This window comes from Brevibacillus migulae (genome assembly GCF_004521915.1).
Lineage (GTDB): Bacteria > Bacillota > Bacilli > Brevibacillales > Brevibacillaceae > Brevibacillus_F > Brevibacillus_F migulae.
Genome location: NZ_SDKD01000009.1, coordinates 123,264 through 147,958 on the forward strand (window position 1 = coordinate 123,264; position 24,695 = coordinate 147,958).

The 24,695-nt window shown below is 51.5% G+C and carries 20 protein-coding genes; 3 read left to right on the forward strand and 17 right to left on the reverse strand.

All coding sequences use genetic code 11. The features are described from left to right. From EIZ37_RS12460 to EIZ37_RS12480, 5 genes are all read right to left on the reverse strand, one after another. Nucleotides 1–357, reverse strand: coding sequence for a hypothetical protein (locus EIZ37_RS12460; protein ID WP_134684931.1), 357 nt, complete (start codon nucleotides 355–357; stop codon nucleotides 1–3). A gap of 44 nt (nucleotides 358–401) precedes the next feature. Then, nucleotides 402–1,085, reverse strand: a complete 684-nt coding sequence (locus EIZ37_RS12465) for an MOSC domain-containing protein (protein WP_134684932.1) — start codon at nucleotides 1,083–1,085, stop codon at nucleotides 402–404. A 386-nt stretch (nucleotides 1,086–1,471) separates the two neighbouring features. Next, a complete protein-coding gene (locus tag EIZ37_RS12470) occupies nucleotides 1,472–2,212 on the reverse strand; it encodes a class I SAM-dependent methyltransferase (protein ID WP_134684933.1) in 741 nt (246 codons plus the stop codon). 235 nt (nucleotides 2,213–2,447) lie between these two features. Then, nucleotides 2,448–3,083, reverse strand: coding sequence for an SdpI family protein (locus EIZ37_RS12475; RefSeq protein WP_134684934.1), 636 nt, complete (start codon nucleotides 3,081–3,083; stop codon nucleotides 2,448–2,450). Beyond that, nucleotides 3,076–3,363: an autorepressor SdpR family transcription factor gene (locus EIZ37_RS12480; RefSeq protein ID WP_134684935.1), complete on the reverse strand. Its 288-nt coding sequence runs from the start codon at nucleotides 3,361–3,363 to the stop codon at nucleotides 3,076–3,078. Before EIZ37_RS12480 ends, EIZ37_RS12475 begins: the two co-directional genes overlap by 8 nt. A 186-nt stretch (nucleotides 3,364–3,549) precedes the next feature. Between EIZ37_RS12480 and EIZ37_RS12485 the strand changes: the two genes are divergently transcribed. Further along, nucleotides 3,550–5,457 carry an HD-GYP domain-containing protein gene (locus tag EIZ37_RS12485; RefSeq protein WP_134684936.1) on the forward strand — a complete coding sequence of 636 codons (1,908 nt, stop codon included), beginning with the start codon at nucleotides 3,550–3,552 and terminating at the stop codon, nucleotides 5,455–5,457. 94 nt (nucleotides 5,458–5,551) lie between these two features. Here the strand turns inward: EIZ37_RS12485 and gatB are convergent, their stop codons facing one another. The 5 genes from gatB to asd form a co-directional block, all read right to left on the reverse strand. Then, the gene (gatB, locus tag EIZ37_RS12490) at nucleotides 5,552–6,988 is read right to left on the reverse strand and encodes an Asp-tRNA(Asn)/Glu-tRNA(Gln) amidotransferase subunit GatB (protein ID WP_134684937.1); all 1,437 of its coding nucleotides are present in this window, start codon (nucleotides 6,986–6,988) and stop codon (nucleotides 5,552–5,554) included. Between the two features lie 6 nt (nucleotides 6,989–6,994). Next, a complete protein-coding gene (gene gatA, locus EIZ37_RS12495) occupies nucleotides 6,995–8,467 on the reverse strand; it encodes an Asp-tRNA(Asn)/Glu-tRNA(Gln) amidotransferase subunit GatA (RefSeq protein ID WP_134684938.1) in 1,473 nt (490 codons plus the stop codon). 26 nt (nucleotides 8,468–8,493) lie between these two features. Beyond that, entirely contained in the window at nucleotides 8,494–8,784 is a 291-nt protein-coding gene (gene gatC / locus EIZ37_RS12500; RefSeq protein WP_134684939.1) for an Asp-tRNA(Asn)/Glu-tRNA(Gln) amidotransferase subunit GatC, read from the reverse strand. 193 nt (nucleotides 8,785–8,977) lie between these two features. Beyond that, nucleotides 8,978–10,123 carry an MFS transporter gene (locus EIZ37_RS12505; RefSeq protein ID WP_134684940.1) on the reverse strand — a complete coding sequence of 382 codons (1,146 nt, stop codon included), beginning with the start codon at nucleotides 10,121–10,123 and terminating at the stop codon, nucleotides 8,978–8,980. 189 nt (nucleotides 10,124–10,312) lie between these two features. Then, entirely contained in the window at nucleotides 10,313–11,152 is an 840-nt protein-coding gene (asd, locus tag EIZ37_RS12510; protein WP_134684941.1) for an archaetidylserine decarboxylase, read from the reverse strand. 193 nt (nucleotides 11,153–11,345) lie between these two features. Here asd and EIZ37_RS12515 point away from each other — a divergent pair, with 193 nt between their 5' ends. Further along, nucleotides 11,346–12,254 carry a diguanylate cyclase domain-containing protein gene (locus tag EIZ37_RS12515; protein WP_134684942.1) on the forward strand — a complete coding sequence of 303 codons (909 nt, stop codon included), beginning with the start codon at nucleotides 11,346–11,348 and terminating at the stop codon, nucleotides 12,252–12,254. On the opposite strand, the gene EIZ37_RS12520 is transcribed toward EIZ37_RS12515, so the two are convergent. Further along, entirely contained in the window at nucleotides 12,247–13,185 is a 939-nt protein-coding gene (locus EIZ37_RS12520) for an MraY family glycosyltransferase (protein ID WP_235827983.1), read from the reverse strand. The genes EIZ37_RS12515 and EIZ37_RS12520 overlap by 8 nt on opposite strands. 823 nt (nucleotides 13,186–14,008) lie before the next feature. Next, entirely contained in the window at nucleotides 14,009–15,556 is a 1,548-nt protein-coding gene (gene pruA / locus EIZ37_RS12525; RefSeq protein WP_134684943.1) for an L-glutamate gamma-semialdehyde dehydrogenase, read from the reverse strand. A 270-nt stretch (nucleotides 15,557–15,826) separates the two neighbouring features. Between pruA and EIZ37_RS12530 the strand changes: the two genes are divergently transcribed. Next, the gene (locus EIZ37_RS12530) at nucleotides 15,827–16,474 is read left to right on the forward strand and encodes a hypothetical protein (RefSeq protein WP_134684944.1); all 648 of its coding nucleotides are present in this window, start codon (nucleotides 15,827–15,829) and stop codon (nucleotides 16,472–16,474) included. A 126-nt stretch (nucleotides 16,475–16,600) separates the two neighbouring features. On the opposite strand, the gene EIZ37_RS12535 is transcribed toward EIZ37_RS12530, so the two are convergent. From EIZ37_RS12535 to pcrA, 5 genes are read right to left on the reverse strand one after another with little or no spacing between them, the layout of a single operon-like run. Then, nucleotides 16,601–17,671: a CamS family sex pheromone protein gene (locus tag EIZ37_RS12535; protein ID WP_134684945.1), complete on the reverse strand. Its 1,071-nt coding sequence runs from the start codon at nucleotides 17,669–17,671 to the stop codon at nucleotides 16,601–16,603. Nucleotides 17,672–17,692: 21 nt separating this feature from the next. Next, entirely contained in the window at nucleotides 17,693–19,222 is a 1,530-nt protein-coding gene (locus tag EIZ37_RS12540) for a Ppx/GppA phosphatase family protein (RefSeq protein WP_134684946.1), read from the reverse strand. A gap of 26 nt (nucleotides 19,223–19,248) precedes the next feature. After that, on the reverse strand, nucleotides 19,249–20,127 hold the full coding sequence (locus tag EIZ37_RS12545; RefSeq protein ID WP_134684947.1) for a beta propeller repeat protein: 879 nt from the start codon (nucleotides 20,125–20,127) through the stop codon (nucleotides 19,249–19,251). A gap of 36 nt (nucleotides 20,128–20,163) precedes the next feature. Continuing rightward, complete coding sequence (gene ligA / locus EIZ37_RS12550; RefSeq protein WP_134684948.1) at nucleotides 20,164–22,182, reverse strand: NAD-dependent DNA ligase LigA; 2,019 nt, start codon at nucleotides 22,180–22,182, stop codon at nucleotides 20,164–20,166. A 24-nt stretch (nucleotides 22,183–22,206) separates the two neighbouring features. Further along, a complete protein-coding gene (pcrA, locus tag EIZ37_RS12555) occupies nucleotides 22,207–24,573 on the reverse strand; it encodes a DNA helicase PcrA (RefSeq protein ID WP_134684949.1) in 2,367 nt (788 codons plus the stop codon). Between the last annotated feature and the right edge of the window lie 122 nt (nucleotides 24,574–24,695).

Here is a 24,695-nt window from a genome sequence, read left to right on the forward strand (position 1 = left end):
TCATTGCGTCACAAAGGTTGCTTCTTTGTACTTATGTTTGAAGACTTCTAGCGAAAATCCCTCGAACAGCTTCTTGAACGATGCAAAATCATTATAATAATGTCTTCCTGTTTTCCCATCAGGATGTTTTTCCAAAAAGAGCACGCTGACGATGCGATTGACCGGGATGCCCCCCGCTTCCTGATCATAGATGCCTTCCTCTGCCAGCTGCTTTTCAAAGTAACGGACATAGGTGACCGTCATGGTCTTGGTTGCTCCGTTTTCCTCATAAGTGGCAATCGAACGGTCAAACGTATCGGATGGGGAGCCTCCTTTTCCAGCCGGTACATTTTCCCCTATCACGGACAATATTTTCATAGTGCCTCAATCCCCTTCGACCCTATTTCTTCCCCTATTATAGCCTAACCGTTGATCCGTTTCACCGTATTCTCTACTTCCCCTGTCAACCGCTTGGTGAACGTCTCCCGCCAGCTTGTCGAAAGCTCCTCCACAGCCAAAATGCGCTTCAGTGCTTCTTGATTTTTCTTGTCCTGATGCATGATTCGGTTGGCATAAGCCAAGGTGATGCCCGCTGGATGTCTGGACTGCAAGCGGAGCTGATGATCTTTTCCTGCCATCCCTTCCTGCAGCACGCGGAAATAAAAACCGGTATAGCCGGTTTCCTGGACCCATAATGCCAGCTCCGGGATATCATACCGTTTCGCCAGCTTGTGACAAGGTTGCCGAGGCTGGCTTACCTGGACGACTGCCTCTCCCCACTGAAAAATATCCCCGATGCATACTTCATCCTCAAGCAGCCCGGTCACAGTCAGGTTTTCACCGAAAGCCCCAAATCTCATCTCTTTTCCCAATCGCTCAGCCCAATACGGGTAATGCTCGTATGGATAAACACAGACGGCCTTTTCCACTCCACCGTGGTACACGAGATCGGCTTGCTCATCGCCATCCAGATTGACTTTGGAAAGAAAGAGCTCACCTTCAACCGGTTCTTTAAAAATGCCTGTCTCGACTTCTTTTCCTTGGTATAGCAAACGCTGCGGTCTTCCTACATTTACGGAAATGATCTCAATGGATGGTGCTGACATGTGCTTTCCCTCTCTTTCTTATCTCTCTGTTGTCAAACATTGTGGTGGGGGAAGGGAAGAGAGGGCGGGGCTGCGTAGTTGCCACACCCGCAAGGAAGTGTTTACTGTCCGGTTCCGCTTACAAAAACGGTACGTCGCGCAAAAGTTTCAAGGAAGCATATTCAACCGACGAGGTTGCGCGACAAGCGTGTACCGTTTTTGTAAGCTCCACCTTTGTAGGTATGGCAAAAAACTACGCCCGTCCCTCTCTTCCCTTCCTCATGTCACGATTGCATAATGTCAAACTGATAAAACATGTTATTAGAAATCCTTTAACATCAGCAAAAGGAGTTGAGCCCATCGGTCCAACTCCTTTTCATCTTGTAAATGAGCTCGGTTATCCATGTTTATTTGGCTTGCATCACATAAAATACGTAACCATAGTAGGCGGAGTATAGTCGATACAGATCGATTTCTTGCTGGGCAACAGCCAAATGTGCCAGCTTTTCTTCGTTGTCTTTGTATTGCTCGCGCAGGACAGCGATTCGCTCTTCCAGTGGCTGATAATATTCCCACCAGCCTGCCTCCGGAAGGATGAAATGACCTACCACCTCGAAGCCTGCTTGCTCAATGAGTGCGAGATTCCCGTCTACATCCTGCATGCCGGGATAGTTCTCTGTCCAAAATTCGGCGATCTCAACCGGCGGAGCCGCTCGCAGCCAGGTCAGCTCGGAAACGACGATCGATCCATGCGGCTTCAAAAGCGGACGCCATGTACGCAGGCCGTGTTCAAAGCCCATGATATAAATCGCGCCTTCGGACCAAATCAAATCGAAGCTTCCCGCTGCAAATGGCAACGAAAACATCGAGGCTTTTTGGGCTGTCACCTGTTCGCTTACTCCAGCTGTTTGTGCACGCCGGTTTAATTCGTCCAGAAAAGGTTCATGCGTATCGACAGCCGTAATGGTTCCTGCTGACAGCTTCGCGAGCTCGATCGTCTGCGCGCCTGGCCCGCAGCCGACATCCAAAATGTGCGGATGCTTTGGCACTTCAGACAACATGCGATATGCCCTGCGTGTCGATTCATTGTTCCCCGGGCCTTCACGCAAAAGATCCCGATGAATTTTAAAAAAGAAATGGTTGCTCAACGGTAGTTCCCCCTCATGTACGATCGATCACATGCTTCGGTTGCCAGCAGGATCACAGGGAGAGAGCTCGGCTTTTGGCTAGACGAGTCGATTCATTCCTGTTCTTCTTGCAACCTTTGCTGGCACGTTCATGATCACATACATCCCAACCACTCCTTCATTCTTTCAATACCATGAAGTATAAATTTGCCAATTGCATTTGGCAAGCTTTTCCTGCCGCTTGTGCATGGCCCGCCTATCGTTGCATACGCCGGTGAAGGATAAAGGAATACACGATGGGCAAAGCGATGGAAACGATGATGACGCTAAGCACCAGAATCGGACTTTCCCGCAAAGCAGGAAGAAAAGCAGCCAGTATGAGCAGCAATCCAGCCAATACCCAAACGGGAGCCGCCATCCGGTGGGTCTTGCGCCAGATCCCCTCATCCGCCATTGTCCATGGTGTCCGGATGCCGATGAAATGATTGCTCCGGACTTGCCCCAAGTAGTTTCCGACGATGACCCAGACCAACCCGAGCAGCAGATGGACGAAAATGCGCACGTCCAAAGAAACACCCAGATTGTTCATCACCAGAAATAGATACGATACGCTCAACAAGATGAGGACAGCAAAGCGGATCGCTTCATATGCTTTCGGGAATTTCTCGTAATTTTGTTTTTTCGGATCGAGCTTGCGCGTAAACAGGAGCGCCCCCATAATCACCGAGCTGATCACGACATAGATCACAAAAAACAGCGGCTTGCTCTGGAATCCGTCTGCAATCCCCTCGCTGTTGAAGTGGACGGCCATCTGCTCTGGAAGATCACCATACGTAAAGATACCCGCCAGCAAAGGCAAAGACCAGATAATCATCATGACAAATCTATTCATGCTTGCTTCCCTCCTCTTCCGTTTTCCCACCGATAATCTCAAAAAACCACCCCATCACATCCTGTACCACCGTTGTATTTAAGGAATACAGGATGCTTTGACCCTTCCGCTCATCCAGGACCAGCTTCGCATGCTTGAGAATGTTCAAGTGGTGAGAGATGCTGGGCTTTGTCATGCTGAAATGATCGGCGATCTCCCCCGCTGACATATCTCGCTCCTTTAAAAGACGAATGATCTGTCGCCGTGTAGGGTCTGCTAAAGCTTTGAACGTATCATTCATGTGGCCACAACCTTTTCATGCGGTTCTTTTAGATTATTAGATAACTCTCTAAATATCTAACAACATCCTATCGTCTTCCCTTCAAGATGTCAAGGAATGTTCACCTACTTTCTAGTTACTGACAAGTTTTCATTCCGGATTTTCGGGTATAGTGTATTAGGATAATTAGGAGCAAGGAGCATACACATGACATTTCGAAGAAAAGTCACCATGATCATTGCCATCACGATTTCGAGTGTTTTTATTCTAGGTTCCATCGCCAGCATCTTGACAACGAAACGAGAGCTTGAGAGCAGCGCCCAGCAATGGCAAAAAGCTGAAGCTGAGATGATCAAGACAAGCATTGAGACCTCTGAAGACATGATGGAAGAAATGGAAGCCAGTCTGGGCAACCAGCTCTATTCTGCCAGCGTCGCGATCAAACTCGCCCTTGCTGACAAAAAACTGAAAGATATTACCCTCGAAGAACTGAAGAAGGTACGAGATGATGTAAAAGTCTCTCATATTTCCTTGTTCGTACGTAAGGACTCCAAAGAACCCGGGCGCCCGGATATCGTGTGCGTCATGAGTACGGACGAAGCGGAAATCGGCTTGAATGCAAAAAACTGGGGCGACTATTGGTATGCTTCCCTTATTGAATTATTTGACCGCAAGCCTGTGACCACCTCGCTCGGCCAAAAGCTCTCCAATTACTGGGCGGGTCCCATCTCTGTAGCGGAATCGAATCCCGAGCACATGGATAAATGGGGGTATTACTTTGATGGCACTTCGGATTTCATGATTAATCCATATATCCGGGATGCCCGAATCGGCAGGGTCAATAACCAGATCTCCGGTCCCGAGGCCATTATGGGCAAAGCGGTCCAAGAGAATAGCCACCTGCTCGAAATGGCGATTGTCAATCCAGCAACGTTTGGCAAGCCGGAAAAAGTAGGCATTGAAACGGAAATCCTTGATCTTCCCGTCCCTTATGGCCATTATTCCTATGAGACTCCTGCAGATCAGGATGCGATTCGACAAGTGCAGCAAACCGGACATACCGTGACACAAGCTGATCATGCAAATGGACAAAACGTATATAAAACGTATACAGCCTTAGATACGCCTATCGGAAAGAGAATCTTGATAACGGTTGCGAGCACCACAACCATTGACTCCGTCCTCCATGGCAAATTGATTGGAGATCTGATCATTTTACTTGCGGTCATAGTTACTTCCATCGTTTTGGGCTCACTGCTTTCAAGGGTTCTCGTCGGCCCGCTTGACGCCATCACCAAGCAAATTCAAGCGATTGCCGAGGGGGATTTCAAGCTCAAGCAACGCGGGCCGATGCAAAAAAGCGAAGAGCTGATCCTTTTGGAGAAAACCATCCAATTGATGGCCCAATCATTGGAGTCGATGACAACTTCTCTGTACTCCAAAAATGAAGAGCTGAGTCAATTGTTCCTGCAGACAATCTATTCGCTGGCCAAAAGCGTGGATGCTCGAGATGAATACACCTCTTATCATTCTCGAAACGTTGCGACCTACGCCTATGTGACTGCGGTCAATCTGGGGCTCCCAGAGGAAGAATCGCTCAACATCTTTATGGGGGGGCTTTTGCACGATATCGGGAAAATCGCTACCCCGGAGCACATCCTGAACAAAAAAGGAAAGCTGACGGAACAGGAATTTTCGATTATGAAGCTGCATCCTGTGCAAGGCTTTGAGATCGTCAAGGATATCGCGCCGCTTTGTGAAAAAGGTATTGATAAAATGTGCCTCTATCACCATGAGCGATTGGATGGTTCCGGCTATCCCTATGGCCTGCGCGGGGACGAGATCCCGCTGTCAGCCCGAATCCTCGCTGTGGCCGATACGTATGACGCGATCACGACCAGCCGCTCATATCGGATTGCCATGTCCCATGACTTCGCGATGGAAGAGCTGAAAAAGGGAATTGGTGACAAGTATGATTATCAGGTGGTTCAGGCATTTCAAGAAGTAATCCTTGATTCACGGATGTTTGAATCGCTTGTCGAACAACTTCCTTTCCCTACGGAAATCGGGAAGATGGGGAATGCACGTCCGAATGTGGCCCAGCAAAGCGAATAGCATAAACCTGGCTGCTCTACGTCCATGAGGATGCCGTCGCGGCCAATTAAAAAAAGAGGGATGGCTTACTTGTGTAAGCATCCCTCTTTTGTGTTTATTGTTTGGATAACACGTCATTCAACAATTTGTTGACCATCGGCGGATTCGCTTTGCCTTTGGTTTGCTTCATGACTTGGCCGACAAAGAAGCCGAGCGCTTTCTCGTTGCCGTTTTTGAAATCCTGTACGACCTTCGGATTGCCTGCTACCACTTCCTCGACGATCCGCTGCAGCTCACCTTCATCGCTGATCTGCACCAGCCCCTGCTCTTCCACGATTTTTGCCGGATCTTTGCCGGTCTCCACCATTTCCTTGAAGACGGTTTTGGCGATCTTGGAGGAGATGGTTCCTTTTTCGATCAGCTTGATCATTTCCCCGAGGCCTTGCGGGGTGATTTTCACATCGGAAAATTCCAGGTTGTTGGCGTTCAGATATCCAAGCAGCTCTACCATCAACCAGTTGGCAGCCAGCTTCGGATCTGCGCCTGTCTTGACCGTTTCGTCGTAGAAATCTGCAGAATCCTTGGTCATGGTGATGATTCCGGCATCATTCGAAGACAGGCCATATTGCTCCACATAGCGTGTCTGACGCGCGTCCGGCAGCTCGGGAATCGTCTGCTTCACGGAATCGATCCACTCTTCCGGGATTTGCAATTTCACCAGATCAGGGTCTGGGAAATAGCGATAGTCATGGGCTTCTTCTTTGGAGCGCATGGAAATCGTCTTTTTCTCGCCCTCGTCCCAGCGGCGTGTTTCCTGAATGATTTTCCCACCGGTTTTGATCACGTGCTTTTGGCGGTCGACTTCATATTCCAGTGCCGTCTGCACAAAACGGAAAGAGTTCATGTTTTTCAATTCGGTCTTGGTGCCGAATTCGGCTTGTCCGACCGGGCGGATCGATACGTTGGCATCGCAGCGCAGCGAGCCCTGCTCCATTTTCACATCGGACACTTCGGTGTACTGCAGGATCGCTTTCAGCTTCTCCAGATACGCCTTGGCCTCTTCTGGCGAGCGCAGATCCGGTTCGGAAACGATCTCGATCAGCGGCACACCGACGCGGTTGAAGTCGACCAGCGAGCCGCCGCCATAGGGAGCATGGGTCAGTTTCCCCGCGTCCTCCTCCATATGGATGCGCGTGATCCCGATGCGCTTCTTCTCGCCATTCACTTCGATGTCGATCCAGCCGTTGTAGCCAATCGGTTGATCGTATTGCGAGATCTGATAAGCCTTCGGCGAATCCGGGTAGAAGTAGTTTTTGCGATCGAATTTGGTCTCGCGGGAAATCTCGCAATTGAGCGCGAGCGCCGCTTTCATGGCAAACTCCACAGCTTGCTTGTTGAGCACAGGCAGGACACCAGGATGGCCCAGACAGATCGGGCATGTATGCGTATTGGGCGGCGCTCCGAATTCGGTCGGGCACCCGCAAAAGATTTTACTGTTGGTCGATAGCTCGGCATGAACCTCCAAGCCGATGACGGTTTCAAACTGGCTCATGAAAGCTTACCCCCTCACCAATTCCGGTTTGCGCTGATGATGGCTTGTCGCTTGCTCATAGGCATGCGCCACGCGCAGGATCGTCGCTTCGTCGAATGCTTTTCCGACGAGCTGCATGCCGATCGGCAGACCATTTGCGGAAAAGCCGCATGGCACGCTGATGGCTGGCAGACCCGCGAGGTTTACCGGAACGGTACAAATATCTTCGAGATACATCTTCACCGGATCATCGAGCTTGTCGCCCAGCTTGAAGGCCGTAGTCGGTGTGGTCGGGTGAAGGATGACGTCATATTGGTCAAAAGCAGCCTGGAAGTCGCGAATGATCAACGTACGCACCTGCTGCGCCTTTTTGTAATAAGCATCGTAGTAGCCTGCGGATAATGCGTAAGTACCCAGCATGATCCGGCGCTTTACCTCTGCCCCGAAGCCTTGGCTGCGGGATTCCTTGTACATTTCCAGCAGATTCGCCGCATTGTCTGCGCGCACGCCGTAGCGAACGCCGTCAAAGCGCGCGAGGTTGGACGATGCTTCCGAGGAGGACAGCAGATAGTAAGCCGGAACCGCGTATTCGGTATGCGGCATCGAGATCTCTCCCCATGTCGCGCCCATGCTTTCCAGCTGCTTCAGCGCTGCGAGTACAGCCTCTCTGACTTCCGGATCGATTCCTTCTCCGATCAGCTCGCGCGGTACCCCGATGCGAAGTCCTTTGACCTCACCTGTCAGCGCTGCGCGGAAGTCAGGCACATCTACGTTGGCAGAAGTCGAATCCAGCTCATCGTAGCCGGCAATCGCCTGCAGGACGTACGCTGCATCCTCCACATTTTTCGTGATCGGACCGATTTGATCCAGGGAAGAAGCAAAGGCAACCAGTCCAAAGCGGGACACGCGGCCGTATGTCGGCTTCATTCCCACGACGCCGCAGAACGCTGCAGGCTGGCGAATCGAACCGCCTGTGTCCGAACCAAGCGTAAAGAAAAATTGGCGCGCTGCCATCGCTGCTGCAGAACCGCCGCTGGATCCACCCGGCACATACTCGGGATTCCACGGGTTTCTCGCCGGATAGAATCCGGAGTTTTCGTTGGAGCCTCCCATGGCAAACTCATCCATGTTGCATTTTCCGACGATCACGGCATCTGCCTCACGCAGCTTGCTGCTCACCGTTCCATCATAGAGCGGGTCGTAGTTGGACAAAAATTTGCTTGCGCAGGTAGTTACGATCCCTTTTGTGACGATGTTATCCTTTACCCCTGCCGGCAAGCCAAACAGCAGTCCCAACTGCTCGTCCCCTTTGGCCAGACGCTCGTCCAGCGCTTTTGCCTGCTGGCGCGCTCCTTCTTCATCTACGCGCAGGACCGCTTTGATGGTATCATCCGTCTCGCTTACCTGCTTGAGCGATGCTTCCACGAGATCGCTCACACTGAGCTGCTTGCTGCGCAGCTGGCTATGTATATCCGACAGTTTTTGATCAAATAGTGACACTGAAGTCTCCTCCTTTCGCCGATGCCTTATTCAAATACCGCCGGCACTTTGATTTGCCCGTCCTCATGCTCCGGTGCATTCCGCAAGACTTCTTCCTGCGGCAGGGATGGGCGATTGACGTCTTCGCGCATCACATTTTTCACATCCGTCGCGTGACTCGTAGCCGGAACATCCGATGTATCCAATTCATCCAGCTTGGCTGCAAAAACCAGAATCGCATTCAAATCATTCGTAACTCGCTCCGCCTCATCTTCTGTCAATTGCAGACGCGCAAGATTGGCCACATGCTCTACTTCTTTTCGTGTAATGGCACCCATTTCACTCCACCTCCAAAAACGTGCTAAAGAAAACACGGCTGCTCCAAGCCATGGAAAACAGCCTCAATGCTATATCATAACTTCGATCATACTTGAATAAAGCAGCGATAGTCAATTTGCTTGGTCGGAATTTATCGGTTTAAAGCGATCAAATATTTTTTACCTCAATTTTTCGCCAAGAACCAACATGTCACTAGGATCTGCCTCTGCTTTTCGCCCTTCCCGCCATCAGCAGGCTGTAAGCAACCCCCAGCAGCGAAAGTACAGCCATGACGGTATACAGCATACTGCCGCCATACACCTCAAAAATCCAGCCGCCGATCACGGAGCCAAAAATACCTGACACGCCGAAGAACAGTACCGCGAGAATGGTTTGTCCCGTCGCTCTCCATTCTTCCGGGATGATCGTGTACAAATATTGAATCGCAGCGGTGTAAAACAGGACAAACGTGACACCCTGCAGCAGCTGGAGATACACCACGAGATGCGGATCCGTTACGATCGACGAGAGATAAAAACGGATGGCGTAGATCCCTCCCGCAGCCGTGATCACCTTCCATTCATTCCCCGGCTTGACGAAGCGATGACTCATCGCAAAAAAGAGCACCTCCACCAGCGTCATCAGGAACCATGCTTGCCCGATCAACCGGATATTGCCTCCCAACGACTCCACATAAATCCCGATGAAATTGTCATTCAATCGGTGGGGAATCGCCAGCAGAAATACGAGAATAAAGAAGGTAATCGTCTCCCGCTTGGCAAAAAAAGCCCGCAAATCCTTCCATGCGAGCTTCTTCGCGTTCGCAGGGACATCCGGCAGCGCCAGACCAAATAACAGCGTAATCAAACCGTAGCCGAGAAAGAGAACCATCATGCTGCCCATGCCGAAATGGTCCGAGCTGTACCCGATGATCAGCGAAGCACAGGCATAACCAAGCGCGCCGAACATGCGAACCGACCCATAATTGATTTGATGCTTCTGCGAAAGCTGAAAATTCAGGCTTTCCGTCAATGGATCGGTGGGCATGAAGAAAAAATACATCAGCCCGACAAGCAGTATCAGCAAGGAAAGCTGCGTAGTCTGAAATAAAAGCGTTCCCACGAGAATGGATGCAGATAAGATCAGCAACAGCACTTTCTTGACCGTTTTCGTTTTGTCGCTGACGACTCCCCATAAAGGCTGGGAGAACATCCCGACAAGACCGCCCATGGCAATCAGAAAACCAATCTGTGTCTTGGATACGCCTTGAGCAGACAGATAGACCGGAAGAAACGACAGGAACACGGAAAACATGGAAAAGTAAAAGAAATTATAGGATCGTAGCAGTGTCATAGACATGTCGGCAAGCTTCCCCCCGTATGTGTAAGTAAAACTTCAATAGAAGCAACCCCGAAGAAGTTGTCGAGACCTTCTTTAGAGGAAGTTTTTCATGCGGTATCAGGCTGATTCGCCGTGAAGCTTATCTTTTCTGATACCGTAAAAAAATCGACCCAGCTGATAGCCAAGGTCGATTCAGTGCATATGCTATCATCTTTTTTTCGCCAGCAATTGCCCCATGATCAGCTTGCTGCCCACATTCACGTCGGGAGCCCAGTCAATCTGTCCATTTTCAAAAACGAGAATCACCGTGGAGCCAAATTCAAACCAGCCCAGTTCGTCTCCTTTTTGCAAATAAGGGGTGTTTACGATCGGCTCGCTCTCCGGTTTCCCGCGCTTCACGTTCGTAGTCGCTCGGCAGTAGGTGACTTTTACGCTGCCCACGAAGAGCGCCCCTACCTTCACTACCGCGACAGAGCCGATTTCCTCCGACTCGACAAACGTGACCAGCCGTTCATTGCGGGCAAAAAGTCGGTCGACCTGCTCCACGCCCAACTGATTCACCGGATACAAGCGCCCCGGCACATACGTGTAGGAGTGCAGCGTGCCATTTACCGGCATATGAATCCGATGATAATCACGCGGGCTGAGATAGATCGTGATGAACTTCCCGCCTTGATAGCGCTTGGCCAGCTCCTCCGATCCCCCCAGCAGCTCGCTCACCCGATACGCCTTTCCTTTTGCCTGGATCAGCGTGCCCTCCTGGATATCCCCGAGCTGGGACACGGTACCGTCGACCGGACTGACAATCGTGTCGGTGCCGGCAGCGATCGGCCTTGCTCCGGGCTTCAAGCGGCGCGTAAAAAACTCTTTTAAGGATTTATACTGTTCAACCGGCTTTTCGATCGACTCGACATCAATCTGATAATGCCGGATATAACGCCGTATTGCCATTCGACTGAATCGTGTACCCGTGATTTTCCCCATGGTACGCGAAAGTGCATTTTGCGGTAAACGATGGATAATACCGCCAAGCAGTTTTTTACTCATATGTCATCTCCCAAAAGATCGGACTTTCCCGGCTATCATACTACCCCATACTCTACCATGAACCACTTGTGGGAGCAAACCTTGTATGCAAAGCCGACAGGTTTCGGCAAAAGACGAGATTTGCATAACCGTAGTCGTATACTATAATGAAAAATGAGCAGTTGATTGTGAAGGATTAAGGAGACGTAGCGATATGTCCACATTAGATCTGACGGAGCTGATTCAGGAATACGGTCAGGTCCTTTCCCGCTTTTTTGATCCGATTTCCGACATGATTTTCCTGATGGCTGTCGAAGATGAAAGTACGTTCCGATACGTCATGATGAATCCGAGCGCCATGCGTGTTGCCGGACTCACCGAAGAAGCCTACGGAAAAACGTTTGAAGAAGTATATCCGCCTGAAAAAGCAAATCGCATGAATCATCAATACAGGGAAGCTGTACGTTCCCGCAAACCCTTCTCCTTCATCGACGAGGAAGACATTTGCGGCGAATCCGTACTGACTCCCATTTTTAATTCAGTGGGCATCTGTACCCATGTTTTTTCCGTCACTCGCGATATTACCGAGCGCAAGCGGCTGGAGGACCAGCTGCACTACATGGCGTATCATGACATGCTGACTGAGCTACCCAATCGCCGTAAACTGTATGATCTGATCGATGATGCGCTTAAACAAACACAAGAGAATCGCAAAATGCTCGCCGTCATGTATCTCGATTGCGATGATTTCAAGAAGATCAACGACACGCTCGGCCACGAGGCGGGCGATGAATTTCTGCGCGGCTTATCCAAGCGCCTGCGCTACTGTGTGCGGGATACGGACATTCTGTCCCGCTTTGGCGGGGACGAATTCGTCATTATCCTTCCAGACATTGCCAACGAAGAAGAAGTGGCCAGGATCGCGGAACGGATTATTCATTCGCTGGGACAGCCTTGGCTCATCAAACAGCAGCAACTAAGCGTCACCGTCAGCGTGGGGATTTCTCTCTATCCCCGTGACGGCCAGGAAAAATATGAACTGATCGGACGAGCTGACGAAGCGCTGTACCAGGCAAAGGATCTCGGCCGCAACCGCTATAAACTATACAGCCAGCCTAAGTAACCGCTAAAAACAGCAAAAGCGAAACAACCGAAAACAAGAAGCTGACGACATATAAAACGACTACAGTCTGCTTGGCGGTCAGCCCGCGCGACATGAGGCGATGGTGGACATGCCTCCTGTCCGCCTGCGTGATGGAGGTACCCGCCAGCAATCGGCTGATCATGACCTGCAGCGTATCCATAACAGGCAGCCCCAATGCCAGCACCGTCACGACCAGGGAAATCATCGTAGCCCCTTTCATCGATCCTTCCAACGAGACGATTCCCAGGGCAAAGCCTAAAAACGTCGCTCCCGCATCACCCATGAATAATTCTGCAGGAAAAAAATTGAACCGCAGAAACGCTAATGTTGCCCCTATCAGCACGATTGCGATCAGGGCAGTCAGCTCCTGCTCTTTTACCAGTGCGATAAAAAACAAGGTGGTCGCTGCCAGCGTTGTAACCCCTCCAGCCAGACCATCTGCGCCGTCAAGAAAATTGAGCATGTTGATCAAGCCGAGAATCCAGATTACGGTAGCCAGATAGGCAAGCCAGAGCGGAAATTGAAAGAAGGCATGATCTCCTCCGCCCAACCAGGAAAGGCCAAGCCCCCGAAACCGGATATCCATCGCAAAAGCCAAAGTCGCTGCCAAAAGCTGTACAAGCAATTTCGGCATGACTGGAAACTCCATTCGCCGGGCTTTGTACCAATCATCCAGCGTGCCAACCCCGATTAAGAGCGCACCTCCAATCGTCAGCACCAGCCATAACGCATTCATTCCCGCAAAGCACGCCGTAATGGCAACGATCCCTGCGTACATCGCGATTCCGCCAGACAGGGGCATTGGTTTGGTATGCGCCTTTCTGCCAATCGGCATATCAATCAATCGAAACCGCCAGGCGACCTGCTTGGCCAACGGAATCAGCAGATACACCAGAAAAAAGGATGCCAAGAACGGAACCAGATAATAGACGATAAGACCTCACCAGCCTAAGACTCTTTTCTTTTTAGTCTGGTCGATCCGTTCTTTCTGTATAACAAACAATTGTGCAAACATCGTGGTGGGGGAAGGGAAGAGAGGGCGGGGCTACATACTTGCCACACCTGCAGGGGAGTGTTTACTGTCCGGTTCCGCTGCCAAAAACGGTACGTCACGCAAAAGTTTCGAGGAAGCCTATTCATACGTAGAGGTTGCGCGACAAGCGTGTACCGTTTTTGGAAGCTCCACCTTTGTAGGCGTGGCAAAAACTCCGCCCCGTCCCTCTCTTCCCTTCCTCACGTGGCTGTAACGCAAAGGCGGACGGATAAAAACTGAAAAGTACGATGACTTAATGCTTTCATTCACTCCTTTTATCTTTTTAATATAGCTTCTGCTACGTTGGAGAGCATGTTTCGAAACGGAGCGCCTGCGGAGCCCTTCCCAGCGGAGCAGTGAATCGCAGGAAAAAGGGCCGCAACCTGCCCGAGCTGCGGAGCGGCTGCCACTTTTGCGGACCCCTGCGATTTGCTGTGGAGCGGACAGTCCCCACTCTCAGCGGGGCGTAGAATGAAGCGGAGTTTCGAGACATGCTCTCCTCACCGCAGCCACGTAGCATTCCCACTTTTGCGGACCCCTGCGATTTGCTGTGGAGCGGACAGTTCCCACTCTCAGCGGGGCGTAGAATGAAGCGGAGTTTCGGAACATGCTCTCCCCACCAAAGCCACGAAATAGAAGAAAACGGTTGCCCGCATGCCTAGCGCGGACAACCGTTTTTGTATACATTCTGTGGACTAGATTAGAGCAACTCGGAAACCAGTTTTGCCTGCGTGAAGAGCAGCAGGTAATCCGGTCCGCCTGCTTTGGAGTCTGTACCGGACATGTTGAATCCGCCAAATGGATGTGTGCCGACCAGCGCACCCGTACATTTACGGTTGAAGTACAGGTTACCGACATGGAATTCGGTGCGTGCTTTTTCGAGGTTGGCACGGTTGCGGCTGATTACTGCTCCAGTCAAACCGTATTCGGTATTGTTGCCGATCTCCAGAGCATGGTCGAAGTCACGCGCTTTGCAGAAGGCAACCACTGGACCAAAAATCTCTTCTTGCATGATGCGGGCTTGCGGATCTACGTCGGCAAACACCGTTGGCTTGATGAAGTAGCCGTTTCCTTCCGCTTTCTCTCCACCTGCCATCAGCTTGCCTTCGGTTTTTCCGATCTCGATGTATTCCAGAATTTTATTGTAGGCTTTGTCATCCACCACAGGTCCTGTGTAGAAATCAGGATTCACAACATCGCCAACAGTCAGCTGCTTGGTCAGTTCAACCACGCGATTCAGCACTTGGTCATACACATCTTGATGCACGATTGCGCGGGAGCAAGCCGAGCATTTTTGACCAGAGAAACCGAATGCTGATGCCACGATGGATTGAGCAGCCAGTTCCAGATCGCAATCGCTGTCAACGATGATGGAATCTTTTCCGCCCATCTCGGCTACCAGACGCTTCATCCATTTTTGTCCCGGACGATGCTTCGCTGCCAATTCGTTGATGCGCAGACCGACATCACGGGAGCCTGTGAAGCTGATGAAACGTGTTTGCGTATGCTCAACCAGGTAATCACCGATCTCGCTGCCGCTTCCTGGCACGAAATTGACTACACCTGCAGGTACGCCTGCATCCTCCAAAATTTCCATGAATTTCGCCGCGATCACGGGAGTAGTGGAGGCTGGCTTCAGGACAACGGTATTTCCAGCAACGAGTGCAGCTGTTGTCATCCCCACCATGATGGCAAGCGGGAAGTTCCATGGCGGAATCACAACCCCTACGCCAAGCGGGATGTAATACAGCTCATTGTCTTCTCCAGGAATGCGAGTCAATGGATGGCGCTCAGCCAATTTATCCATTTGACGTGCATAGTATTCCATAAAGTCGATTGCTTCTGCCGTATCGGCATCCGCTTCCGACCAGCTTTTTCCTGCTTCCTTTACCAGCCAAGCGGAAAATTCATGCTTGCGACGGCGCAGGATCGCAGCTGCTTTATAAAGATAACGGGAACGAGCTTGTGCAGGCACTGCTTTCCATGTTTCAAAGGTGCTAACAGCTGCTTGCATCGCTTTTTCAGCCAAGGCTTGATCCGCTTGGGACACGATGCCGATTACTTGATCCTTATTGGAAGGATTGATCGAACGGGATTTCTTTTCCGTCTTGATCCGCTCACCGCCAATGATCAGATCGTACTCGCGGCCCAGCTCGCTTTCTACCTTTGCCAGCGCTTCTTCAAATGCCTTTTTATTTTCTGGCAGGCGGAAATTCGTAAATGGCTCATTTTTAAAATCGATAAGCATGATCTAATGTCCTCCTCAATAAAGACTCTTTGGGTTCATCTACCTTCCTCTTAGAACTTGCAAGGATCATACCAACTTTCTGAAACACGTAAGATATCCTCTAGTCTTTGCATTTCATAACGTTTCCACGCATGTTTCCAGACAGAAGCTCTTGAACACTTTTGTTCAACCTATGTTCAAAAATATACACCAGTGTTCTTCTTTGCCATTATCATGTAAAATGGAAATGTTCCATCGTTGGAAAGCATACGATTGATATGGGGGAGGGACATGATGGAAGCTTGGTACATATTGTTGGTTGGATTTTTATTAGGAATGCGCCATGCGACCGATGCGGATCACGTCGTCGCCGTGACCACGATCGTCAGCCGCCAGAAAAAACTATCGGTTGCGGCTATGATTGGCGCCTTCTGGGGACTTGGACATACGGTTACGATCCTGTTGGTCGGGTCGCTGATCATTTACTTGCAGATCGTGATCCCCCCGCACGTTGGCCTATTTATGGAGTTTTCAGTGGGTGTAATGATCGTCGTGCTTGGCATCATCAGCTTTCGGAAGTTCATTCGCCCCCAGGAGAGTGCTCAGGAAACCATTCTCCTTCGCCCCTTCATCATTGGTCTGATTCACGGACTGGCCGGCTCGGCAGCTGTTGCGTTGATGCTATTGACACTCATCCCCTCTCCAACACTTGGTGCCATCTATCTGTTGATCTTCGGGCTGGGAACCATGGCAGGCATGATGGTCTGCACCTTGGTCATCGGACTGCCTTATATCTTTACGACGCGATTGCATACCTTTCATCGCTATCTGGGATTGGCGACAGCTTCTTTTAGCATCGTATTCGGACTGATGATGATGTATGAACTCGGCATCGGCAACGGATTGTTTACCGACCATCCGACCTGGACACCGGAATAGCCAAAAACAAAAACACCAGCCAGTTCACCGGCTGGTGTTGGTTGGCCGGCGGGATTACTGGAATTCCCGTCGACACAAGTGCACCTATGGCTGTGCGTAAGACTCCGCGCAGCCATTTTTTTCTACTTATTTTCGATAAATATGCATATACGGTTCGCCCTCTGGCGGACGGACATAGATCGACAGCGGCTGGTTAATCGACTGAACGTACAAATTGACATGCACATCCTTGTCAATCAATTGGTTAATCAAGCTCGCTGCAAATTGAGTAAATTGCAGGACCTCTGTACGCGAGTCGTATTCCGCTGTAGCGGTAATCGTCAACTCTGTCATCTTTCCGCCCATAAACCGCCCTGTCCCGGTGATGCCCACATATTCCTGGAAGAATGACTGGATTTGCTTCATCAGCTTGTCAAACTGCAGGGAAATTTGCGGCTGATCTTTTTCTACCTCTGTGCTCGGAAACAAATAATATTTCTCGTCGATCGGCTGCCATTTGGAAACGGAGCTATCTGACGCATTCACCGTTCCCGTTGAAATGAAGTTGCCCGGGATCATTGTCGAGTTGCGATCAGGCACCTGATACAATGCGACCACCATCGGAATCTGCTGATTTTCGGCGCGCACGGTTTGCACGATCCGCGCAGCAATCTGCTGTCCTTTTGTCCGCAGCTCCTCTACGGTATATTTTTTTTGCTGACCGGATGCATCCTCATATACCGGAGACAGCGAGAGGCCAAGGACGATGCCCGACAGCTTGCGTGTCTCCTTCTCCAAATAATCATGCTCGAGCACATGCACGAGCAAGGATGGCCCTTGATCCGGGTTGATTCCCGCAGGATCATCCTTGGCCCGCGACAGCCACGCCGTTACCTGTTCCTTTTTGATTTGTTGTCCCTCTTGAAAATAAAAATCTTCGTTGGAAAACGTCTCTTGGGCAATCTCCATTAACCCCAACTCCAGATGGCTGAAATCCATGCGATATGAAGATGGAGTGAGTCTGGAGAGCATCCCGCGCGTCTGATTTTGCCGGTAAGGCGGTACACTGCCATAGTAATTTTCCGAGACTTCAATCACCGGCGAAATGGTTGGCGTTGGCGTTTCCTTCGTCTCCTCTTTCCCCGGCCACAGCGAGCAGGCCGTGGTGATTACCGCAAGCCCTGCTGCCAGACCAAATCGTAACCATCTAGTTTTCATCGTTACGCTCCTTCATTCCCATTACTCCGTGCTGCTATGCTCCTTCACCAATACGTACTCCCGGCCAAACACTTTTTCAAAACGCTGCTGATACTCGCTCGCTTCTTTCAATTCCAGATGGATATCCGGATCGACGCTTTTGAGCATGATCTGGACACGCTTGTCGCTGATGGCGCAGCGGAGATCCTCGATATCGTGGGATAACGCGCGATCCAGCGCTCTGGCCATGAGCAGCAGGATCCCCAGCTTCTGAATGGTATCTTCATCGTCAGACTCCAACAATCCCCGATACGGCGTCAGCAGCTCGCGCATCTTTTTCTTGTTTTTATAGGAGGCGATGAGAGAAACCAGCAGTCGTTCACGATGAGTCAGCCCCGGTATTTTGGAATGGAGCAGGACATACGCTGTATGCACCTGCCAATCATAGAAGCTGACCGCCACCCCCACATCATGAAGATGGGCGGCTACCTGGAGCACCTTGCGTGCGGATTCGTCCATCCCATGGATCGGTGCCAACTCATCAAACAGCCGCAATGAAAGATGGGCTACATGGCGAGAGTGCGCTTCATTGACGTGGTAATAGCGCATCAGATTGACCACTTCGTTCATCAGCACATCGTCGTCCGCTTCTTGGAATACCTGATCATGCAAATACTCGTAGAACAGCCCTTCACGCAAACCGTTTCCGCTGATCAGCAAAGACGGGGCTTGGGTAGTCTCCATGAGCGTCTGGATAATCAAACCTCCTGCCACGATCAAATCGGCACGCTCCTTGGACAAGCCGGGCAGCTCCTGCAGCTCCTTCAAAGATAGGCCACCCAGCATCTCCATTGTCGCATCTACCTGGCTTTTGTCCATCTCGTAATGGTGGGCACTTTCCAATGGATACCGGATCAATTGCCGATGCACACGGGCGATATTGCGAACCGTTCCGCCCAAGCCAAACAGCGGGAGACCTGTTCGCGTGCCCATCCACGGCACTGCTTGCAGCGAATCCCGCAAATAATGACGCAGCTCCTGAATGGCCACCCGCCCCTCGCCGCCTTCCAAACGAAAGCGTTCGGTCAGCGTGAGGGCGCCATAAGGCATGCTTACCGAGTGCTCCAGGGCACGCTTGTCGAAGAAAGTGACTTCACTGCTTCCTCCACCGATGTCCAACGTATAACCGCCCGCATGAGTAAATCCATTTTTCACGCCCAAAAATCCATAGTACGCTTCCTCGTGACCGCTTAAGATCCGAAACACCAAGCCGGTTTCCCGCTCGACCTGCTGCAGAAATTCAGCGCCATTCACCGCCTGACGCACGGCCGCCGTTGTGACCGGCACAATGCGATTGACACCTCGCGACCTGCATATTTTCATAAAGCGCAAAAGAGCAGCCATCGCCCGCTTGATTGCAGCAGGCTTCAGCGTCCGCTCTTCCCCCATCTTTTCGCTCAGGCGAACCGTTTCCTTTGTATCGTCAATCAGGTGGTACGCTTGATTGCTTACCTGAAAGATGACCATGCGTATCGTGTTGGAGCCCATATCTACGATGGCGATTTTCTCCAATGAAGGCACTCCTTTTTCTTCTGCAATTATTCCATCCGGGTCCAGGTATCATTGCGCAGCGTGTATATATAGGCCGACTCTCCGACACCTACCAGCTGGTAATCCCCTTTTCCTTGGCTCAATACGACAAGCCGCTCCGGAGCCTTATGAACGAAAGCGGACCATTCTCCCTTTTCCTTTTTCAGGACACCCTGCTCCGTCGCTACATAGATAGCTCCGTCGCGTTCATCAATGCAGAGCGAATAGATTTGCTCCACGTTGCCCGGCTGCTCCGGTTCCCACGTCTTATCCGTTGCGTACAGCAAGCCGTACTGGGTCGCGACATAGATCCGATCCTCGACCTTTTGGTACGCGATTGCATAGACTTCCTGATCGAGCGGCATCCATTTTTTCCACGCTGCTCCGTTCACCGATTGGTATACACCATCACCGGATACGGCCGCGTATAGATGCAGATCACCGTCTTTTTTCATTCCGATCAAACCGCGAATATCCGGATTTTCCGGCAAGCCCTCGTTAAAATCGCTCCAGTTCTTTCCGCCGTCTTTCGATTTCTTCATCACATGGTTGCCGCCGATATAGATATTGGTGGAAACTTCGGGATCGATGTACCACCCTGCCACATCCACGCTTGCCAGCTTTGGCGAGATCTCATACCACAGATTGTTGTCCGATGAACTGAATAATCCTGCAAACGTGCCGATCCATATTTTTTCACTGTCTGTCATCGCCAGATTATGGATGACCGCTCCTTTTTGCAGCACATCCTGATAGGTTAAATCCCCCAAAACCGTAGCGGCGACAACCGATGACTTTCCGTTTTCTGTAGAAGATTCTTGACTACTGCAGCCTGTCGCTACCAGAAATAAAGCAAGACCGATCCAAAATCGTATAATGCCCTTCATCTCTCTCACTTCCTTACTGCAGTCTTCTACGCGCTTCTATTCCTTTGATTCTTCCAAGAGTGCTAAGAAGGCTGCTTCATCCAATACGGTGATGCCCAGTTTCTCTGCTTTTTCCAGCTTCGAGCCGGCTTTTTCCCCGGCAATCACGATATCGGTTTTTTTGCTTACGCTGCCTGTTACTTTTCCGCCCAGCAGCGCGATTTTTTCTTCCGCTTCCGTACGAGACATCTGCGCCAGCGTACCAGTCAGGACAATCGTTTTGCCGGCAAATGGCGAATCGATACCTTCGACGGTACGCGCCCCCTTGAAGATCATATTGACGCCAGCTCGCTTCAACCGGTCGATAATCTCCCGAGACTGCGGCAGAGAAAAGTAGCTGACGATGCTTGCTGCCATTTTCGGACCGATTTCATCAATCTGGGTCAGCTCCTCCTCCGAGGCATTCATGATCCCGTCGATATCCCCGAAATGCTCCGCCAGCACGCGGGCAGCCTTGGCTCCGACCAGTCTGATGCCCAGCCCGAAAATCAGGCGCTCCACGGAGTTTTCCTTGCTCCCTTCAATCGCTGCCAGCATATTGTCCACTGACTTTTCACCCATGCGCTCCATCTGCAGCAATTGGTCGCGTTTTTCATGGAGATCGTACAAATCCGCTACATTGGCGATCAGGCCGCTTTCGAACAGCTGAGCGATCACCTTTTCGCCCAAGCCCTCGATATTCATCGCCTGCCGGGAGACAAAATGGATCATACCCTCCCGCGCCAATGCAGGACAGCTCTGGTTGACGCAGCGCAGCGCCACTTCCTCGTCGATGCGCAATAGCTCACTGCCGCATTCCGGACAATGCGTCGGCATGGCGAACGGCGTCTCGTTGCCCGTACGACGCTCTGGCAGTACGGCCACGATTTCCGGGATAATGTCTCCGGCCTTCTTCACGACCACATGATCCCCGATCAAAAGTCCCTTTTCCCTGATGATGTCTTCATTATGCAGGCTGGCCCGCTTCACGGTAGTCCCCGCCAAGCTGACAGGCTTGAGCAGGGCTGTCGGCGTGACGGCACCTGTGCGTCCGACCGTGACCTCGATCCCTTCCAGTACGGTGACTGCTTCCTCCGCCGGGAACTTGTAAGCGATGGCCCAGCGCGGGCTTTTCGCGGTAAAACCAAGCTCCTGCTGCTGGGCATAGCTGTCCACCTTGATCACCATGCCGTCGATCTCATACGGCAGTTCCGGACGTTTTACCGTCCAGCCGTTGATAAATTCGATTACATCTTCCATATCATCAAATACGCGCCGCTCCGGATTCACCTTGAAATGGAGGGACTCCAGCAGATCCAACCCTTCGCTGTGCGATTCCACTGTCTCTCCCACCAGCTCACCCAGCCCGTAGATAAAAGTATCCAGTTGACGGGATGCTGCGATCTTTGGATCCAACTGGCGCAGCGATCCTGCCGCCGAGTTGCGCGGATTGGCAAAAAGCGCCTCCCCGCGTTCTTCCCGCTCTTTATTCAGCTTTTCGAACGCACGCTTCGGCATATATGCCTCTCCGCGCGCCTCCAAGGTCAGCGGCCGCGACAAGCGCAGGGGAATCGAGCGGATGGTCCGCAGATTTTGCGTAATGTCTTCCCCGACCGTACCATCTCCACGGGTAGCGCCACGGACGAACATGCCATTCTCATAGTGCAGGGAGATCGCCAATCCGTCAATTTTCAGCTCGCACATGTAACGTACCTGCTGATTCCCAAGCGCGCTTTTTACACGGCGGTCGAAATCACGCAGATCATCTGCCCCGAACGCATTGCCCAAGCTGAGCATCGGCGACTTGTGCACCACTTTTTCGAAATAAGGCAGCGGTTCTCCGCCCACGCGCTGCGTAGGAGAATCCGGGGTGACCATGTCCGGGAAAAGATCCTCCAGATCGCGAAGCTCCCGCATTAATTGATCGTATTCCTGGTCGCTAATTTCCGGACGGTCCTCTACATGATATAGACGGTTATGACGGTCTATTTCGTTGCGCAATTCCAAGATTTTTTTTTCCGCGGTCAGTCGATCCATCGATTGTTCATCCTTCCAGTAAGCTTACACTTTTTCTACAGGGGCGAACTTGGCCAACAGCTTCTTGATGCCGGTTGGACTTGGGAACGCGATATCCAGTTCGAGATCATCGCCGCTTCCTTTCGTCTTCACGATGGTGCCGATTCCCCATTTCGCATGCTTAACCTTATCTCCTAATCTCCACTCGACGCCAGAAGCTGCTCCATGATGCGGCAGCTTGACGGGCTGTGTGAAGCTTCGTGCCGCCGGAGCAGCACCGCCCGTGGCAGCCGTGGGCTTCGCCGCGAAACGAGATTCCCCGCTGCGGTTGCCAAAGCTTGAACCTGTGCTCCCAAAACTTCCGCCGCTTCTGGCTCCAAAGCCGCTGCCTCCGCCACCAAAGCCAGCTCCACTGCGTCCAAGCCCGAAGCCGCCGCCTGCCGGTGAACTGCTCCGTTCTGTCCCTTCCAGCAGCTCCTCCGGGATTTCCTGCAGAAAGCGGGAAGCCGGATTGTAGTTGGTTCGGCCAAAGAGGGTACGCATTTTTGCACCCGTGACATAGAGGCGCTCCTCCGCCCGGGTAATCCCCACATAAGCGAGACGGCGCTCCTCTTCCATCTCCGTATCGTCAAACAAAGCGCGGCTGTGCGGGAAGACACCTTCCTCCATGCCCACCAGAAACACGACCGGAAACTCCAATCCTTTGGCACTGTGCAAAGTCATCAGCGTCACTTGCCCATCCACGGCTTCCGGCGCTTTTTCTTCCGCATCTTCGCCCAGTGTATCAATATCCGCGACCAAGGCCAAATCGGTCAGGAAGGCGAGCAAGGTGCGGTCTTCGCTTTTCTTCTCGAACTCCTGCGTGACAGACAGAAACTCCTCGATGTTTTCCAGTCTGGCTGCGGCTTCGATGGTCTTTTCCTCGCGCAAGGAATCACGGTAGCCAGTCCGTTTCAGCACTTCTTCCACCAGCTCCGTTACGCTCAGGAAATCCGCCATTTCGATCAGATTGGTCATGAGCTCGCCAAAGGCGCTGATCGCATTCGTCGTGCGTGCAGGCAGTCCCATGTAGCCCACTTCCTGGATCGCCGCATACATGCTCATGCCATGTGCGGCTGCGTAAGAAGAAAGCTTCTCGACCGTCGTGTCCCCGATATTGCGTTTCGGTACATTGATAATCCGGGTCAGGCTGATGTCATCATCCGGGTTGGAAATGACCCGCAGGTAAGCCAATACATCCTTAATCTCTTTTCGGTCATAGAACTTCGTGCCGCCCACGATCGTATACGGTATGTTCGATTTGACGAACACATCCTCGATCACACGGGACTGCGCATTGGTCCGATACAGAATGGCAAACTTGTCATAACGGCGGTAGGTAGCCAGCTGCTGTTTGATGGTTTCTACGATGAAGTAGGCTTCCTCATGCTCGGAATCGCCCTGGAAGTAATAGATCTTATCGCCCGTCTGATTCTCGGTCCACAGATTCTTTTCCTTGCGCCCTGCGTTATTCGCAATCACCTTGTTGGCGGCGTCCAGAATCGTCTTGGTGGAGCGGTAATTTTGCTCCAGCTTGATGATCTTTGCCTCCTGGTAGTCTTTCTCAAAGTTCAAAATGATGGAGATATCCGCACCGCGCCATTTATAGATACTTTGGTCGGCATCCCCCACGCAGCAGACATTGCGGTACTTTTCGCCAAGCATCTTGATCAACAAGTATTGCGCCCGGTTGGTATCTTGATACTCGTCCACATGGATATAGCGGAACTTCTTCTGATAGAATTCTAACACCTCTGGTACTTCCTGGAAAAGGCGAACGGTGGTCATGATCAAATCGTCAAAATCCAGCGATTGGTTGGTGCGCAGCTTTTTTTGATACAGCTCGTAGACGCGGGCGACGTTTTTGGTAAAAGGATCGCCTACACGCTCGGCGTATTTGGCTGCGGTGAGCAGTTCATTTTTCGCCCCGCTGATGGCCGCCAGCACAGAGCGCGGCTCACACTGTTTCGGATCAATATTCAGCTCTTTCAGACACTGCTTGACTACCGACAGCTGATCCCCCGCATCCAAAATGCTAAAGCTGCGATTAATGCCCAGGCGGTCGATATCCCGTCGCAAAATGCGCACACAGAGGGAGTGGAACGTGGAAATCCAGATCTCCTCCCCGCCCGCTCCCACGATGCTCTGCACCCGGTTTTTCATTTCTCTGGCCGCTTTATTCGTAAACGTGATCGCCAGGATGCTCCAAGGCGCCACATTTTTTTGCGAAATCAAATAAGCGATCCGCTGTGTCAGCACTCTTGTCTTTCCGCTGCCCGCACCCGCGAGGATCAAGACGGGACCTTCTGTATGTTGGACGGCTTCAGCTTGCTGCGGATTCAAGCCAGCCAGCAAATTCCCCTTTGAAAACATCAGTCACTGCCACCTTTCAATAGAAAACTTGGCTGCGCCAAGCTTTTGTGCGGAGCCTAAAAAAGAAAAAAGAAGACATACGTTCTTATTTTGACATATCTTTGGTTGGGATGCTAGTTCAT